The sequence below is a fragment of the Microtetraspora malaysiensis genome (genome assembly GCF_050947145.1).
Taxonomy (GTDB): domain Bacteria; phylum Actinomycetota; class Actinomycetes; order Streptosporangiales; family Streptosporangiaceae; genus Microtetraspora_A; species Microtetraspora_A malaysiensis.
The window spans coordinates 4,834,358-4,848,253 of record NZ_CP191998.1 but is presented as its reverse complement, the minus strand read 5'-3'; the positions used below and the strand labels follow the sequence as shown (position 1 = coordinate 4,848,253).

Sequence of the window (13,896 nt, the reverse complement as noted above, 5' to 3'; positions counted from 1 at the left end):
GGCCAAGGGCCTTCTCGTCGGCACGCCGGTGGCGGTGACGGACCGCGCCCGCAGACGTGATCCGACAGTCATTGGCACGCGGGCCCGAGCGGCCCGATTCCCCTGACCTGCGACTTCTCTCTATACATAGTGTGTATAGAGAGCGTGTATAGTCGCGGTCATGTCACTTTCCCACACGTTGCTGGCGCTACTGGAGCGCGGCCCCCGGCACGGATACGACCTCAAGCAGGAGTTCGACGCGCAGTTCGGCCAGGACCGCCCGCTGCACTACGGGCAGGTGTACGCCACGCTCGCGCGCCTGCTGAAGAACGGTCTGGTCGAGGTCGACGCGGTCGAGCACGGCGGCGGTCCGGAGCGCAAGCGGTACGCCATCACGACCGCCGGCGTCACGGACGTGGAGGAGTGGCTGTCCCAGCCGGAAAGCCCCGCGCTCTACCTGCACAGCACCCTCTACACCAAGGTGGTGCTCGCGCTGCTGACCGGCCGGGACGCGGCGGCGGTCCTCGACGCCCAGCGCGCGGCCCACCTCGACCTGATGCGGACCCTGACCCGGCGCAAGACTCGTGGCGACCTGGCGGACGCGCTCATCTGCGACCACGCCATCTTCCACCTGGAGGCCGACCTGCGCTGGCTTGAGCTGACCAGCGCCCGGCTGGACCGGCTGGCCGAGGAGGTCCGGTCGTGACCGGCGACGCTCCGCTGCTCATCGCCCGCGACCTGTCCAAGGTGTACGGCACGACCCGGGCCCTCGACGGGGTGAGCCTGGACGTGCGGGCCGGCGAGATTCTGGCGGTGATGGGCCCGTCGGGGTCGGGCAAGTCGACGCTGATGCACTGCCTGGCCGGGATCGTCCGCCCCGACTCCGGAGAGCTGCGCTACCGCGACCGGGACCTGATCGCCGCGTCCGACGCCGAGCGCAGCGCACTGCGCCGCGGCGAGTTCGGGTTCGTCTTCCAGTTCGGCCAGCTCGTCCCCGAGCTGACCTGCCTGGAGAACGTGGCGCTGCCGCTGCGGATGGAGGGCGTCCGGCGCAAGGAGGCAGAGCGGCGGGCCGCGTACTGGCTGGAGCGGCTCGACGTCGCCGACGTGGCCGGGAAGCGCCCCGGCCAGGCGTCCGGCGGGCAGGGGCAGCGGGTCGCGATCGCGCGGGCGCTGGTCACCGAGCCCAGCGTGGTGTTCGCCGACGAGCCGACCGGCGCGCTCGACTCACTCAACGGCGAGATGGTGATGCGGCTGCTCACCGAGTGCGCCGAGCAGTCGAGGACCGCCGTCGTGCTGGTGACCCACGAGCCGGCCGTCGCCGCCTACTCTCACCGCGAGATCGTCGTGCGCGACGGCAGAATCCGTACGAGCGCGGGGTCGGCCCGATGAGCGCGTCATGGCTGCGCCAGCTCGCCTTCGGCGTACGGCTCGCTTGCCGGGGCGGCGTCACCGGGTGGACCCGGGTGGCGCTGACCGCGACGGCCGTCGGCCTGGGCGTCGCCTTCCTGCTGCTGGCCGCGTCCGTGCCGAACCTCCTGGAGGCGAGGGACACGCGGGTCGCCGCCCGCGTGGACGACGCCCAGGATCCGGACCTCCCCGACGGCACCCTGCTGGTCGTGATGACCGACACCGAGTTCCGCGGCGTCACGATCCGGGGGCGCCTGCTGCAGCCGCAGAGTGCCGCCGCGCCCACGCCACCCGGCGTGTCCGCGCTGCCCAAGGCGGGCGAGATGGTGGTGTCGCCCGCGCTGGCCGAGCTGCTGGCCGAGCCGGGAGGCGCCCTGCTGCGGGCCAGGCTCGACTACCAGGTCGTGGGCCGCATCGCGGACGAGGGCCTGGCCGGGCCGGGTGAGTTCGCGTACTACGCGGGCGGCGACCGACTCGACGGCAAGGCGGGCGTACGGCGGGTGGCCGCCTTCGGCAATCCCTATCCGAGCCCGGGGCCCGATCCGCGGCTCATCCTGATGGCCGTCGTCGCCTTCGTGGTGCTGCTGGCACCGGTGGCGATCTTCATCGCGGCCGCCGTCCGCTTCGGCGGCGAGTCACGCGAGCGCCGGCTCGCCGCGCTCCGCCTCATGGGGGCCGACCTGGCGATGACCCGGCGGTTCGCTGCGGGGGAGGCGCTGGCGGGCGGCCTGCTGGGGCTCGGCGTCGGCGCCGTGATCTTCCTCGCCGGGCGGCAGCTGGTCGACCGGTTCACGCTGTGGGACATCAGCGCCTTCCCCGCGGACGTACGGCCCAGCCTCCCGCTGACGGCGCTGATCGCCGTCGCCGTCCCGGCGCTGGCCGTCGGGGTCGCCCTGGGTGTGCTGCGCAAGGTTGCCATCGAACCGCTCGGTGTGGTGCGCCGGGCCGGGCAGGGGCGCCGCCGGCTGTGGTGGCGGCTGCTGCCACCCGTCGCGGGCCTGGCCCTTCTTGCCCCGATGCTCGCCGGGCTGGTGGACACCGACGGACAGCTCGCCCGCGTCCAGGTGGGCGGCGGCGCGGTCCTCATGCTCATGGGGGTGGCGACGCTGCTGCCGTGGCTGGTGGAGGCGGTCGTACGGCGGCTCGGCGGCGGCGGCCTTTCCTGGCAGCTCGCCATCCGCCGGATCCAGATGGACAGCGCGTCCGCCGCCCGCCTCGTCAGCGGGGTCGCGGTGGCCGTCGCCGGGGCCATCGCCCTGCAGACGTTCGTCGCCGGGATGGAGTCGGCCTTCACCGACGCGACCGGCGCGGACCTCAGCCGCGCCCAGGTGACCGCCGCGCTCAACGAAGGCGCGACGCCGGCCCGAGCCCGGGAGATCTCGGGACGGTTCTCCGCGACCCCCGGCGTCCGCTCCGTCACGAGCGTCGCCTACACCGACGTCGACCTCCCGGACACCGACAACTACTCCTCGCTGGTCGTGGGCTCCTGCGCGGAGTTGCGCGAGCTGGCCCGGATCTCCCGATGCCGTTCCGGTGACACCTTCATCGTGGAAAGCGCCCGGGATGAACACGACACCGTAGACACCGCCGAGCCGCCGCGCCCCGGCGCGCGCGTCACCGCCCTAGGGACCGGCTGGACCATCCCGGCGACGGCCACCCAGGTGAAGGCACGGACCCTGCCGGACGGCTCCACATGGAACCGGACGATCCTCGCCACACCCGCCGCCGTACCCGCCCTGGCGGCGAAGCCGCTGCGGCTGCGGTACTTCATCGACCTCGACCAGACCCGCCCGGACACCGGAGAGCTGGTCCGCAATACCGCGGCCCAGGTCAGCCCCCTGATGGCCGTCTACGGCATCCGCGAGGTCAAGGTGGACAGCAAGTTCTCGGGGATCCTGCGGGGCACCCTCGTCGGCACGGTCGCGCTCCTGCTGCTGATCGGGACGAGCATGCTCGCGACGACGCTGGACCAGCTCAGGGAACGGCGCGCCCTGCTGGCCGCGCTGACCGCCTTCGGCGCGAAGCGCGGCGCACTGACCCGGGCCACGCTGTGGCAGATGGCGGTGCCGGTCGCGCTCGGACTCGTCCCCGCCGTGCTGGCCGGCACCGCACTCGGAGTGGCGCTGCTGGCGATGCTGGGCTTCCCGCTCCACGTCAGCCTGACACAGCTGCTCGTGACCGTGGCCGCCGGCGCCGGTGTGGTCGCGCTCGTGACCCTCGCCAGCCTGCCGGTCCAGCTCAGACTCATGCGCCCGGACGGGCTGCGCGTCGAGTGATCCGACACTCGCGTACGGCACCGTACGAGGGACGCCGCTGATCTGGGTGAACGGGGTCGTGCCGCGGCGCGGATCCGCCACCCATGAACGGCCCCAGGCAAGGTACGCCCCAATGGGTGGGCGGGCGGCCGGAGAACAACACCACGGATCCGCCCCATAAACGGCACCGTGCAAGGAACGCGGCATAAGGCCGGCCAAGTGAGGAACACCGCGAAACCCACCAGAGCGCGCGATCAGCTCCAGCGACACCCCGAGGTCGGCTTGCCGGTCGCCTACCCTGCATCTCGGCCGCTTACGTCCGGCAGTCGAGGTGGGGATCGCTACCGACCGACCCCGGCCTCGCGCTGGGCGGCGTAGCGCCCTCACTCGCTGCGGAGCGCCCTGTGAGGGCGCCGGACTTCCTGGTCAGCGGCATACGTGGCGGGCGTGGGGGGCAGATCGACGTGGGGAGTCAGGTCGAGGGGAGCGCGGCGGCGAGCACGATGATCCCGACCGAGCCGACCAGGGAGGCCACCGCCAGGACACGCGCCAGGCGGGGCCGCCCCTTGGCCGAGGCCACACCGTGCGCGCCCGCGGCCGCCATCACGGCGCAGAAGAGCGCCAGCTTGGCTGCCAGGATCTGGCCGTAGCCGGGTTCCATGAGCGAGGCCCAGGTGACGCCCTTGCGCCAGGCCATGGCCACGCCGGTGCCGATCTGGACCGGCAGGAACATCGCGGCCGTGAACACGCCGAACCGGCGCCCCACCGCGTTCAGCACGGTTGCGCGCTGTTCCGCGTCCAGCAGGCGCCGGGCCAGTGGCAGGACGACGAGGGAGACGGTGAGCTGGCCGCCCACCCACAACGCGGCCGTCAGCACGTGCAGGAAGCGGACTACCGACCACCAGGTCATAGCGCGCTCACCCGCAAAACGCCGTGCGGGACAGCCTTGACGTGGCGCATGTCGTGGTCCGCGATCGGAGTGATGGCCGGCCGGAGAAGGGGCAGCTCGACCGAACCGTTCTGGGCAGGGGCGAGGTCGAGCGCCTGCGCCCCTCGGGGATCACCCTGTCGCAACGTTGGGACGCCTTCCTTGTTCACCATGTCCTTATGGCGCGGCCCTATGGCGCGCCGAGCCGTGGAGCACGATGCCGCCGTCGCTCGACGCGGCCGCGACGGTCCAGGTCCGCACCCGCTCGCCGGCCTTCACCTCGAACGGGGCGTGGCCGTAACCACCGCCGTGCCCGTTGGGTAAGCATGCGTCGGCACGGTCCGTCGATCTTTTCGGCTGGACCTGGCCGCTCGAGCCCAAGTTCGAGCCCCAAGGTACAACTCGCCCTGATCGGTGACGTATTCGCGGTCCACACCGGACCCCTCACAACCCGCCCGGACGGCCGCCGGGGCCGTTTGCTCGCGGCCGGGGCTGCCTGAGTATCGCCGCGCTGGGCAGGTCTGGCCGCCGGGGGAGTGCCGGGGGCGTGCTGAAAGCCTCGTTCAGGTGCCTGGGCCCCGTCGGTGGACGGTGGCTGCGTGGGGTTCAGGTTCGCTGGTTTCGGGGGCTGATGTAGGTGAATCCCCAGCGGTTTTTGCCGACCTGGTGGAGTTGGTAGTGGGCGGGGTTGCGGTAGCGGTCGCGGTTGTGGAACTGGCAGGTGGGTCCGAGGTTGTCCAGGTCGGTGGTGCCGCCGTCGGACCAGTTGGTGATGTGGTCGATCTGGCACAGGTGGGCGGGCATGGGGCAGTGGTCGACCATGCATCGGGTGTAGCGGGTGAGGATGGTCCGGCGTTGTCGTCGGGTGGCGCGGCGGGCGGTGCGTCCGACGTCGAGGACGCATCCGTCGGCGTCCATGACCAGGCGGGTGAGTCCGGAGGTCTGGGCGAGGCGGTGGATGTCGGTGACGGGCAGGAGTTGTCCGGTGGCGAGCAGCAGCCCGGGCAGTGTGCGTCCTGAGATGAGCCCGCCGGGCGTCGCCCAGTCCGCACCCCGCCCCTGTCCCTGGCTCTGTGCCTGGCCTTGTCCCTGTCCCGGCCCCCGCGCCTGGCCCCGTGCCTGTCCCCGCTCCCGTGCCTGGCCTTGTTTGCGCTGTTCGCTATCGCGGGCAGGCCGATTGCTCGGCCTATCGGCCCGGGTGCCCCGGCCGCCCGCTCTCTGACCGCGCTCCGCGTCGCGCCCAGCGCTCCGACCATGCTGGCCGCCGTCGTGAGTGCCCTGGCCAGGTGTTCCCTGGCCACGCTCCTCCGCGTCGTGCCGAGTTTCTTCGTCTCGCCGCCCGCCGTCGTGAGTTTCCCGGCGATGCCCGGTGTCGTGCCCAGCGTTCTGGTCGGGTTGCCCGTTGCTGCGGGCGCCCTGCTCGCCGCTCGTGTCATCTTGATCGCTGTGGCCGAGCCGCTCATTGTCCCGGGCCAGGCGATCACGCCGCACACCACCGCGAGCGGCCTGATCGCCTCGCCCGCCGTCGTCCTCGGGCTGCCGGGTCTGCTGCGGTTCCGGCTTGTGCCGCACGCCATCGTGAGCGCTGCCTTCCGGCGGGCCGGACGCGTGGGCTGACGAAGCAGCAGACGCCTCACCGCCCGAGAAGGAGGACGTTCCGGCCGGTGTGGAGTCGGACACCTCACTGCGCGAAGGGCCGGATGTCTTGGAGCGCGCGGGGTCGGACGCCTTCGGCCGCGAAGGCGCGGGCGTTCCCGCTGATGAGGAATCGGACGTCTCGCCCCGTGAAGAGGCGGGAGGGTCGTCGGGAAGGGACTCGGCGTTGATCAACACCAGCAACTCGGTACCGATCTGCTGCTCCAACAACGCGATCAACACATCCGCGTTCCGCACCCGCAGCGGCCGCTCATCCCCCGCCACCCTCGGCTTCGCATACGCCTCCAACAACGCCCGCAACCGCGCCCCCGCCTCCCGAGGCAGCCGAAACTCCCCCTCCACCCCGCCCGAAGCGCTCTCCCGTACCAACAGGAACCGGCCCCGATAATCCGCCTCGCCGTCGTCGGCTTCCCCGTCCGGGTCCAGCACCGCACGCAGATACCGCCCCGCACGTGCGATCTCCGCAGGAGTCGCCTGGTCCGCCAGCCCGACCAGAATCGGCTCCGCCAACGCCGCCTGCTCATCCGTCAGCCGCGCGGTCGCCGAACAGATCGCCGTCACCGCACCCTCAGCCAGGCTCCCCTGCGCAAACCGCGCCCGCACGGTCGGCAGGCGGGCAAGCTCGGTCGCCAACGCCAGCACCCGGCCCGCCCCGGCCACACTCATCCCCGCCGCCCCCCGCAACCACGACCGCGTCGAGGCATGCCCAGCCCGCCTGGCCTCACCCGCGGCATGCACCCGCTCCACCCGCGCCGCGATCGCCGAAATCAACCGGTCCCGCGCGAACAGCAGATCCTCCGCCTCCGCCAGACACACCCCCGGAGCGTCCGGCACCACCCCCACCGCCAACGCCGACGCGACCTGCCGGACCTGCGCCACCAACGGCCACGACACCCCACAACCCCGACCCTCACCAGACCCAGCCGCAGACGCGGACCCGGCAGAGGACGGGTCCGCGTCGGCGTCGGACCCGGAAGCCGCACAAGGGTGTCCGCCCTCGTCATCCGACGCGGCCGGGGGGTGAGCCTCCGCCGCCGACCGCCCCTCGGTCGGGTCCGCCGTCGACGGCGACGAAACCACAGCCTCTTCTCCATCGGCGGCGGTGGCTGTCGCAGCGGTAGATGTCCCCTCAGAGCCGGAACGCGCAGAGCTGGACGCAGAGCCGGAGCGTGACATGCCTGGCTTGCCATTTAGAGGGGAGCCGCTCGATGGCGTGGTCTCAGCGGGCGACTGCGGGGGAACGACGGGAACACCCGGGAATAGGGGGCTGCGGCCCGGCCGGTCGGAAAGCGGTGCCGTTTTCGCCACAGCCGCGTCCGGACCCAGGCAACCGAGGAACGGCGACACGGCTTTTTCCAAGGTCGCGCTATTCGCCGTCGAATTGCCTCCTTTCGCTGCGTCAGGGAGAAAGTCGTCAATCGTAAACATGGCGGCACTACGGGGCGTTTCGCCCGTTTGGGCTGACCCGAGGGTTGCGGCGCGCCCCCACCAGTCAGCATCACTGGGACGGGACTCGTCGCAGTCTGACAACTCCTCTGGAAAGAACCCGGCGGGCTCGAAGAGCTGAGTCATGCCCACCCCCGATCACGATTAGAACGCCTGTATGAATAATGCCAAAAGTGGCGGCGCTAATCAAGTCGAATTCGCAAAGAATTTCGAGGCGAATATCGATATTATATTTCGAGAAATGTCGGATTTTGGGCAATGCTAGTTTGGGGCGGTATGCCCCGAGGTGCGTCGTGTGCGCGCGCCCAAGCCCTGAGGGCATCCCATCACTGACGGCATCCCACGACTGACAACGGCAGATCACTGACGAGGCTGGATGATGGACAACGTCTGGTTGCAGGACGCGCGCCGTCTGGTCGGCCTCTCCTGGGGCCGCCGCACTTCAGGTCCCTGGCAATCGGACGGGACGTCACGCCGAGGGGCGCCCGGAACGCGACTTGGTGTCGGGCGCCCCTCGCTCCTCACAGAGGCGTGCGTTCGTTCCTCGGCGAGGCTTTCCGTCCACTCCGGGGCACGGCCGGGGCCGATGCACGACTCCGCACCCGAGACCTGGACGCGCTGAATGTGCGCGGGGATGAGCCGGCGGCGGAGCCCGATCGGCAGGTCGTCGAAGTCGGGAAGCAGGACTACTCCCGTCGCGCCGGGTGCGAGCACGCGACGCAGCTTCGCCCATCAGAGTGAGGTGGATGTGGAGAGCAGGCCACGACAAGCAGGCCACGGCCGGCGACCTGCTCGCCCCAGGGCGGATTGCTGAGGATCCGATCGACGCTGCTGTCCGGCATCGGTAGACGTCCCGCGTCGGCCGGGGCGAAGACGACTTGGCCGATACTGCTGCCCGGCGTCGGCGGGCGTTCCGCACCGGTGTGAAAGGCGTGAGAGGCGACGGGCAACCCGGCCGCGTTCCCGCGGGACGCGCGCAAAGCGCTCACGTTCAACCGAGAATCCGGCCGATACGAATCCGTGTGAGACGCATCCCATCGAGGCGTCGTCCGATTGGGACAAGAACGGGAAAGAACAGGAAAGAACGGGAAGAATGCGGAGTTCGAGCGGATCCGAGGCGAGGCGAGCAAGATGGACGCATGCGCAGTCTCCTCGCCGTCGGCGTCGTTCTGATGGGATTGACCGCCGCATGCGGCACCGCCGATCCGCCCGCGCGACGACAGGCCCCCTCCCCGGGTTCTCCCGCCGTCTCCCCAGCGTCTCCTGCGGCTGCCTCCGCGTCTGTACGGTGCGACGAGGGGATGGACGGGGCAGCCGCTCCTCCCGCCGACTTCCAGGTGGTCGGCGATGCGGTGGCTCTGCCGACGAGCGATGTCAGGAAGGCGGCCCTGCAGGCGGCCGAGGCGAAGATGCCGGACGGAAGCCCGGGATCGTACGCCAAGCAGGGCCTGCTCGTACGGCGCGGACGCCATGTCGAGTTGTCCGTGCCGGAGAGCCTGACCGGCCGGGCTTGGCTGGTATGGGGTAAGCCCGGCTCGCCGGGTGCGCGCGTGGTGGCGGACCGGTGCCAGGGGGACAAGGAGTGGATCGTCTTCCCTGGGGGCTACCTCGTCCGCGACATGGGATGCCTGCCGATCCGGGTCCGGGTGGACGGCGGCGCCGTCCAGGAGGTGCTGATCGGCGTCGGCGCGCCGTGTCCGGGACAGGGGCCCGCGCCCCAGATCTGATCCCCGCGCCAGGATCGGTAACGAGGTCGGATCGACGACTCGGTTGATCCTACTGCCCGGCGTCGGTGAACCCCCGGCGTCGGTGAACCCCGGGGTCGGTGCCATTGAAGATGGCCGGAGCGGTGCCACTGTCCGCTGTCGGCAGCCCTTCCATTTCAGGCCCGGTGACCAGGGCCGGGCCGACGTCGCTGTCCGGTGTGGTTCGCCGTCCCGTGCCGGCCTGAGCGAAGAGGGGTCCTGTGCCGGCCTGAGCGAAGACTGACGGATCAAGGTCGCAGTCCTGTGCAGGCATCCCCGGCCTGGACCCGAGCCTGGCGGCACCGGCGCCCGTGCGAGGCGGGCTTCCCGTGATCGCGGGCCATACAAACGTGATCGTCGACCATACAAAACAGTCGCTATTACGAAATGCCGGGCGATGCGGAAAATGACGTCGAAACCGTCAGGCATGGCAGTGGGCAGCGGCGGTGTCGGCACGGGCCACCACGGCCGTTTCCGGCGCGGCTGGCCGGTACGTGGCTTCTGTCCGGTACGACGAACAGAACGGCAATCCCGGACGAACAGCAATTCAGGACAAACAGCACGGCGATCCGGGGCGAACGACGATCCCGGACGAACAGCACGGCAAGCCAGGTGGTGTCAAGGAGATCGTGCCGGTCGGAGGCGCGGAGGAGTTCCTCGCGGGGCCGCCCGACGCGGTGACACGGAGGTGAGGGTGTGTGAGACGCCGTCAAGGGCCGGCCATCGTTGTAGCCGGTCTACTCGTCCTGTTCGCATCGGTGATGCCCGCCTGGTCGGCGGGCGATCCTGATCTCAGTTTCGCCAATCGCGTCGCCGCGCCCGTCGGGTTGTCCGACTGGTCGAGGGTCGGATATCTCGGCGGCCAGCGGCTTCCGGGTGACGGCGACGTCAGTGGCGACGCGTCCTGCCGGATCACCCCAGATCAGCTGGCGTCCGGCTTCGGTGTGGTCGCGGACGACGGGGTGGACGACACCGCTGGCCTGCAAAACGCCATCGACCGCATCAAGAGCCAGTGCTCGCCGCGAGCCAACTATCACCGGCTGGCGCTGATCTCGTTGCCGGCCGGACGAATCGACCTGTCCCGCCAGATTTACGTCGACGCCAGCTTTCTGATCCTGCGTGGGCAGGGCTCAGGCGTCGGCGGCACGCGGCTGGTGTTCCGGCCGGACCTCGACACCCGATACGACACGCTGACCGCCGACGGCAGCCGCTGGGACCAGGACGGGATGGAGTTCGGCAGCGGCAACGACGTCGGCAAGGGCGGCTGGATCTGGCCGGGGCGGGCGATGTTCCGGGTGCAGACCCGCGCCGTGGCGACCAGATACCAGGACGAATGGCAGGCCGCTCCGGCCAACCGCAAGGATCTCTTCGAGGGAAGCGTCAACCAGCACTGGGCTTCCGGCATCAAGCTGGCCAACCGCGCCGGTGATCCGGGATACGCCGCCCGGCAGGGGCAGAGCGTCGTGCAGTTGGTCGCCAACGCCGACATGAACAAGTTCAGCCTCGGCGGATACGTCTGGGTCGGCGCGGCCAACAGCCTCAACTTCTACCTGCAGCAGGGCGTCACGGACCAGAGCCTGATGGAGAACCTGCACATGCGTCAGCAGGTGTTCCGGGTCACCCGGATGGACGCGGCGGGCAAGACGATCACGCTGGACCGGCCGCTGGAGTACGACCTGCCCGTCGACTCCGCCTCAGACGGATCGCCGCCGCTGTTCGGCGGCGCTCCGTATCCCAGCAAGGTGACCCCGCTGCAGGTGGTCGAGGGCGTGGGGTTCGAGAATTTCGCGTTCACCCAGGACATGTCGGGGCTGCCGAAGCTGAGCGGCGGCACGTACTCGCCGTCGCCGGCCGACGCCGTGCACAACTACGGCAACCTGGCGCCGGAGTACGCCATGCACGGCATCCTGTTCAAATGGGCGGTCAACAGCTGGGCGCGTGGGCTCAACGCCACGATGACCGGCTCGCACCCCATCGTCACCGAGGTGGCGCGCAATCTGCAGATCGAGCACAACAGCTTCGACGGGGCGTGGAACAAGGGCAAGGGCGGCAACGGCTACCTGAGGGGCAGCCGGGTGTGGGACTCGTTGTACGCCTACAACACCAGCCGGAACCTGCGGCACTTCACCTTCCAGTGGTCGGCGAGCGGCAACGTGGCCTTCCACAACGACCTCGACTCCGACCTCAACCTGCACGGCGGGTGGGAGCGCTACAACCTGTTCGAGCAGAACACGGTGCGGGTCCCGTACGACCACCGGTCGGGCAGCTGTACGGCCAACTGTGGCGGGGAGGGCGGCGAGCTCGACGACGGAACCTGGTATCCGATCTGGTGGGCGGCCGGCCCCAAGGCGGCCAAGTGGTCGGGTTCCTCGGGACCGCAGAACGTCTTCTACCACAACACCTTGATCAAGCAGGCCACACCGGGCGGGCCGTTCGAGACCTTCACGCCGTACTCGCTCGGCAGCCCCGGCGTGCAGGCCGACACCATCTTCCAGTTCGGTTCGGACAACGCCGATCCGCGCCGGTTCCGGCCGCTGAGTCAGGGCGGGCAGGCGATTCCGGACTGGGGCGGCCGGGAGACCCTGGACTACATCGGGCAGGGGGTGGTGGCCCGTGTCGACGGGCGCCGGCCGTCGCTGTTCCTGCGCGACGCCGGCCAGGTCGACCCCCGCCTGGACGGCAGCCGCAAGGTGGCGACCTGGAACATGCAGGGCGCGGGCACCCAGGGCGGATGGGCCGACATCGGCGGTGAGTACGAGTCCAAATACGGATACGGGGTGCTCCCGCTGGCGGTGCAGAGCGGCGCCGAGGTCATCCTGCTGCAGGAGGCCGGCGCCCCGCCCGGAGGCGCCACGCATATGACCGACATCCCGCAGAACGTCTTCACCCGCGCGGACGGCACGCAGCCTCCTGTTCGGGAGTACCGCTACGGCGGGACGGCCAGCCGGCCGCAGGGATATCTGTACTGGCTGCACACTGACACCTCGGCGAACCCGCCCAACCGGGTCAACATGGCCGTCGCGACCCGTACCCGGATCGCGGCCGCGGACGTCTTCGTCGTCGATTCGCCCATGGGAGGCCGGCCCGCGCTCGGGGTGAACATCGACGGTGTCGTCTACTTCACCGTGCACGGTTTCTCCGGCAACGGGAACGACATGGCGGGCCTGGTGAACCAGATCCGGATCCAGATGCTGGCCGCCGGTCCGAACGGGGCGGCGCTGGACTGGGTCGTCATGGGCGATTTCAACCGCCAGCCGGATTCCCTGCGGACCGCCCTGGACAATCTCGCTCCCGGGCAGTTCGCCGTGTACGGCCCACCGTCGGCGACCCATCCGACGCTGAATCCGCAGAGCAGCTATGACTACGCGGTCATGCCGAACGCCAACAACGTGCCGTTCGTCCGCTCCTCGACGGTGGTGCGTGATCTGACGCTGTCAGATCACCTGCCCGTCATGTACGAGATCGGCGGGCTGCAGGCCGGTGCCGAACCTCCGCCGCTGGAGCAGCAGCCCAGCCCGCCGGATGTGGCCGTGCTGCGCAACGCCGGCACCACCAACGTCGCCAGCGCCTTGCAGGGCAGCACCAATGTCATCGCCGACGCGCCGTTCGACGCGGCCCAGGTGCAGTCGTGGAGCCTGCATCCCGAGCCCGAGTTTCCCGGCTACTACCGCCTGGTGAGCCGGATCAGCGGCGACTACATGGGCCAGCAGAGCGGCGCCCGTAACGCGCCGGTGGTGCAGTGGGGGCGCGAGGCGGCCGACCAGCTCTGGCAGCCGGTCTACCAGGGCGACGGCACCTGGACCCTGCAGAATTTCGTCACCGACCAGGTGCTGACGGCCGTCAACGGTGGCGCGGCGCTGAGTGGCCGCGACGTCGACGGCTTGGCCGCGCAGCGCTGGTTCTTCGAGAGCCCCGAGGAGATGGGGGATGTCGTCGAGCTCGGCCTGGTCGCGCCCACACCGGTGCGCTTCGTCGTCGATGTGGATCACGCCGGCACCGCGGAGAACACTCCGGTGATCCTTTTCGCCGATCATGACGCGCCCAACGAGCGGTTCTCCCGAATCCCCGCCGGGCAGACCGGCGGCGAGGACTGCAACTACCTGGTCTACGGCGGGAAGTACCTCAACTCGACGGCGGCCAGCCTGGATCCGTTGAGCGGCAACGGGGTCACGCTGAACTCGTTCCGCCCCAACAGCGACGGCTACCTGTGGTGCGAGAGCGACGGGCCGGACGGGATATCGGTGAGCAACTACTCGTTCCGCTCGCGACTGGCCGAGGAACACATGTTCCTCACCGAGAACGGCGAGAACAACCAGTTGACCATCACCGCGGGTTCCGCGGTGAACACGTGGCGCTGGCTGCCGGTCACCCAGTGACAAGCGGGCGGGTCCGGCCGGAGAGCCTGACCGGCCGGGCCCGGCCGGCGTGGGGCACGCCCGGCTCGCCGGGCTTGGAGACGGCTACAGGAAGGAAAGCC

At 70.3% G+C, this 13,896-nt stretch carries 8 protein-coding genes; 6 read left to right on the top strand and 2 right to left on the bottom strand.

The window, feature by feature from the left end:
• Positions 1-160 precede the first annotated feature (160 nt).
• From ACQP1V_RS22975 to ACQP1V_RS22965, 3 genes are read left to right on the top strand one after another with little or no spacing between them, the layout of a single operon-like run.
• On the top strand, positions 161-685 hold the full coding sequence (locus tag ACQP1V_RS22975; RefSeq protein WP_067133913.1) for a PadR family transcriptional regulator: 525 nt from the start codon (positions 161-163) through the stop codon (positions 683-685).
• On the top strand, positions 682-1,371 hold the full coding sequence (locus ACQP1V_RS22970; RefSeq protein WP_433411569.1) for an ABC transporter ATP-binding protein: 690 nt from the start codon (positions 682-684) through the stop codon (positions 1,369-1,371). The genes ACQP1V_RS22975 and ACQP1V_RS22970 overlap by 4 nt, the downstream gene beginning before the upstream one ends.
• Positions 1,368-3,665 carry an FtsX-like permease family protein gene (locus ACQP1V_RS22965; protein ID WP_433411567.1) on the top strand — a complete coding sequence of 766 codons (2,298 nt, stop codon included), beginning with the start codon at positions 1,368-1,370 and terminating at the stop codon, positions 3,663-3,665. Before ACQP1V_RS22970 ends, ACQP1V_RS22965 begins: the two co-directional genes overlap by 4 nt.
• Before the next feature lie 451 nt (positions 3,666-4,116).
• Here the strand turns inward: ACQP1V_RS22965 and ACQP1V_RS22960 are convergent, their stop codons facing one another.
• Both ACQP1V_RS22960 and ACQP1V_RS22955 read right to left on the bottom strand, forming a co-directional pair.
• Positions 4,117-4,554 carry a hypothetical protein gene (locus ACQP1V_RS22960; protein ID WP_433411565.1) on the bottom strand — a complete coding sequence of 146 codons (438 nt, stop codon included), beginning with the start codon at positions 4,552-4,554 and terminating at the stop codon, positions 4,117-4,119.
• A gap of 624 nt (positions 4,555-5,178) precedes the next feature.
• On the bottom strand, positions 5,179-7,122 hold the full coding sequence (locus ACQP1V_RS22955) for a DUF222 domain-containing protein (protein WP_433411563.1): 1,944 nt from the start codon (positions 7,120-7,122) through the stop codon (positions 5,179-5,181).
• Between the two features lie 1,853 nt (positions 7,123-8,975).
• Between ACQP1V_RS22955 and ACQP1V_RS22950 the strand changes: the two genes are divergently transcribed.
• From ACQP1V_RS22950 to ACQP1V_RS22940, 3 genes are all read left to right on the top strand, one after another.
• Positions 8,976-9,401, top strand: coding sequence for a hypothetical protein (locus ACQP1V_RS22950; protein WP_433411561.1), 426 nt, complete (start codon positions 8,976-8,978; stop codon positions 9,399-9,401).
• 464 nt (positions 9,402-9,865) lie between these two features.
• A complete protein-coding gene (locus ACQP1V_RS22945; protein ID WP_433411559.1) occupies positions 9,866-10,111 on the top strand; it encodes a hypothetical protein in 246 nt (81 codons plus the stop codon).
• A gap of 6 nt (positions 10,112-10,117) precedes the next feature.
• A complete protein-coding gene (locus ACQP1V_RS22940; RefSeq protein ID WP_433411557.1) occupies positions 10,118-13,795 on the top strand; it encodes an RICIN domain-containing protein in 3,678 nt (1,225 codons plus the stop codon).
• Positions 13,796-13,896 lie beyond the last annotated feature (101 nt).

Coding starts and splice junctions, on each gene's coding strand:
- ACQP1V_RS22975 (WP_067133913.1), top strand. CDS start 161: ATGTCACTTTCCCACACGTTGCTGGCGCTACTGGAGCGCGGCCCCCGG.
- ACQP1V_RS22965 (WP_433411567.1), top strand. CDS start 1,368: ATGAGCGCGTCATGGCTGCGCCAGCTCGCCTTCGGCGTACGGCTCGCT.
- ACQP1V_RS22960 (WP_433411565.1), bottom strand. CDS start 4,554: ATGACCTGGTGGTCGGTAGTCCGCTTCCTGCACGTGCTGACGGCCGCG.
- ACQP1V_RS22950 (WP_433411561.1), top strand. CDS start 8,976: ATGGACGGGGCAGCCGCTCCTCCCGCCGACTTCCAGGTGGTCGGCGAT.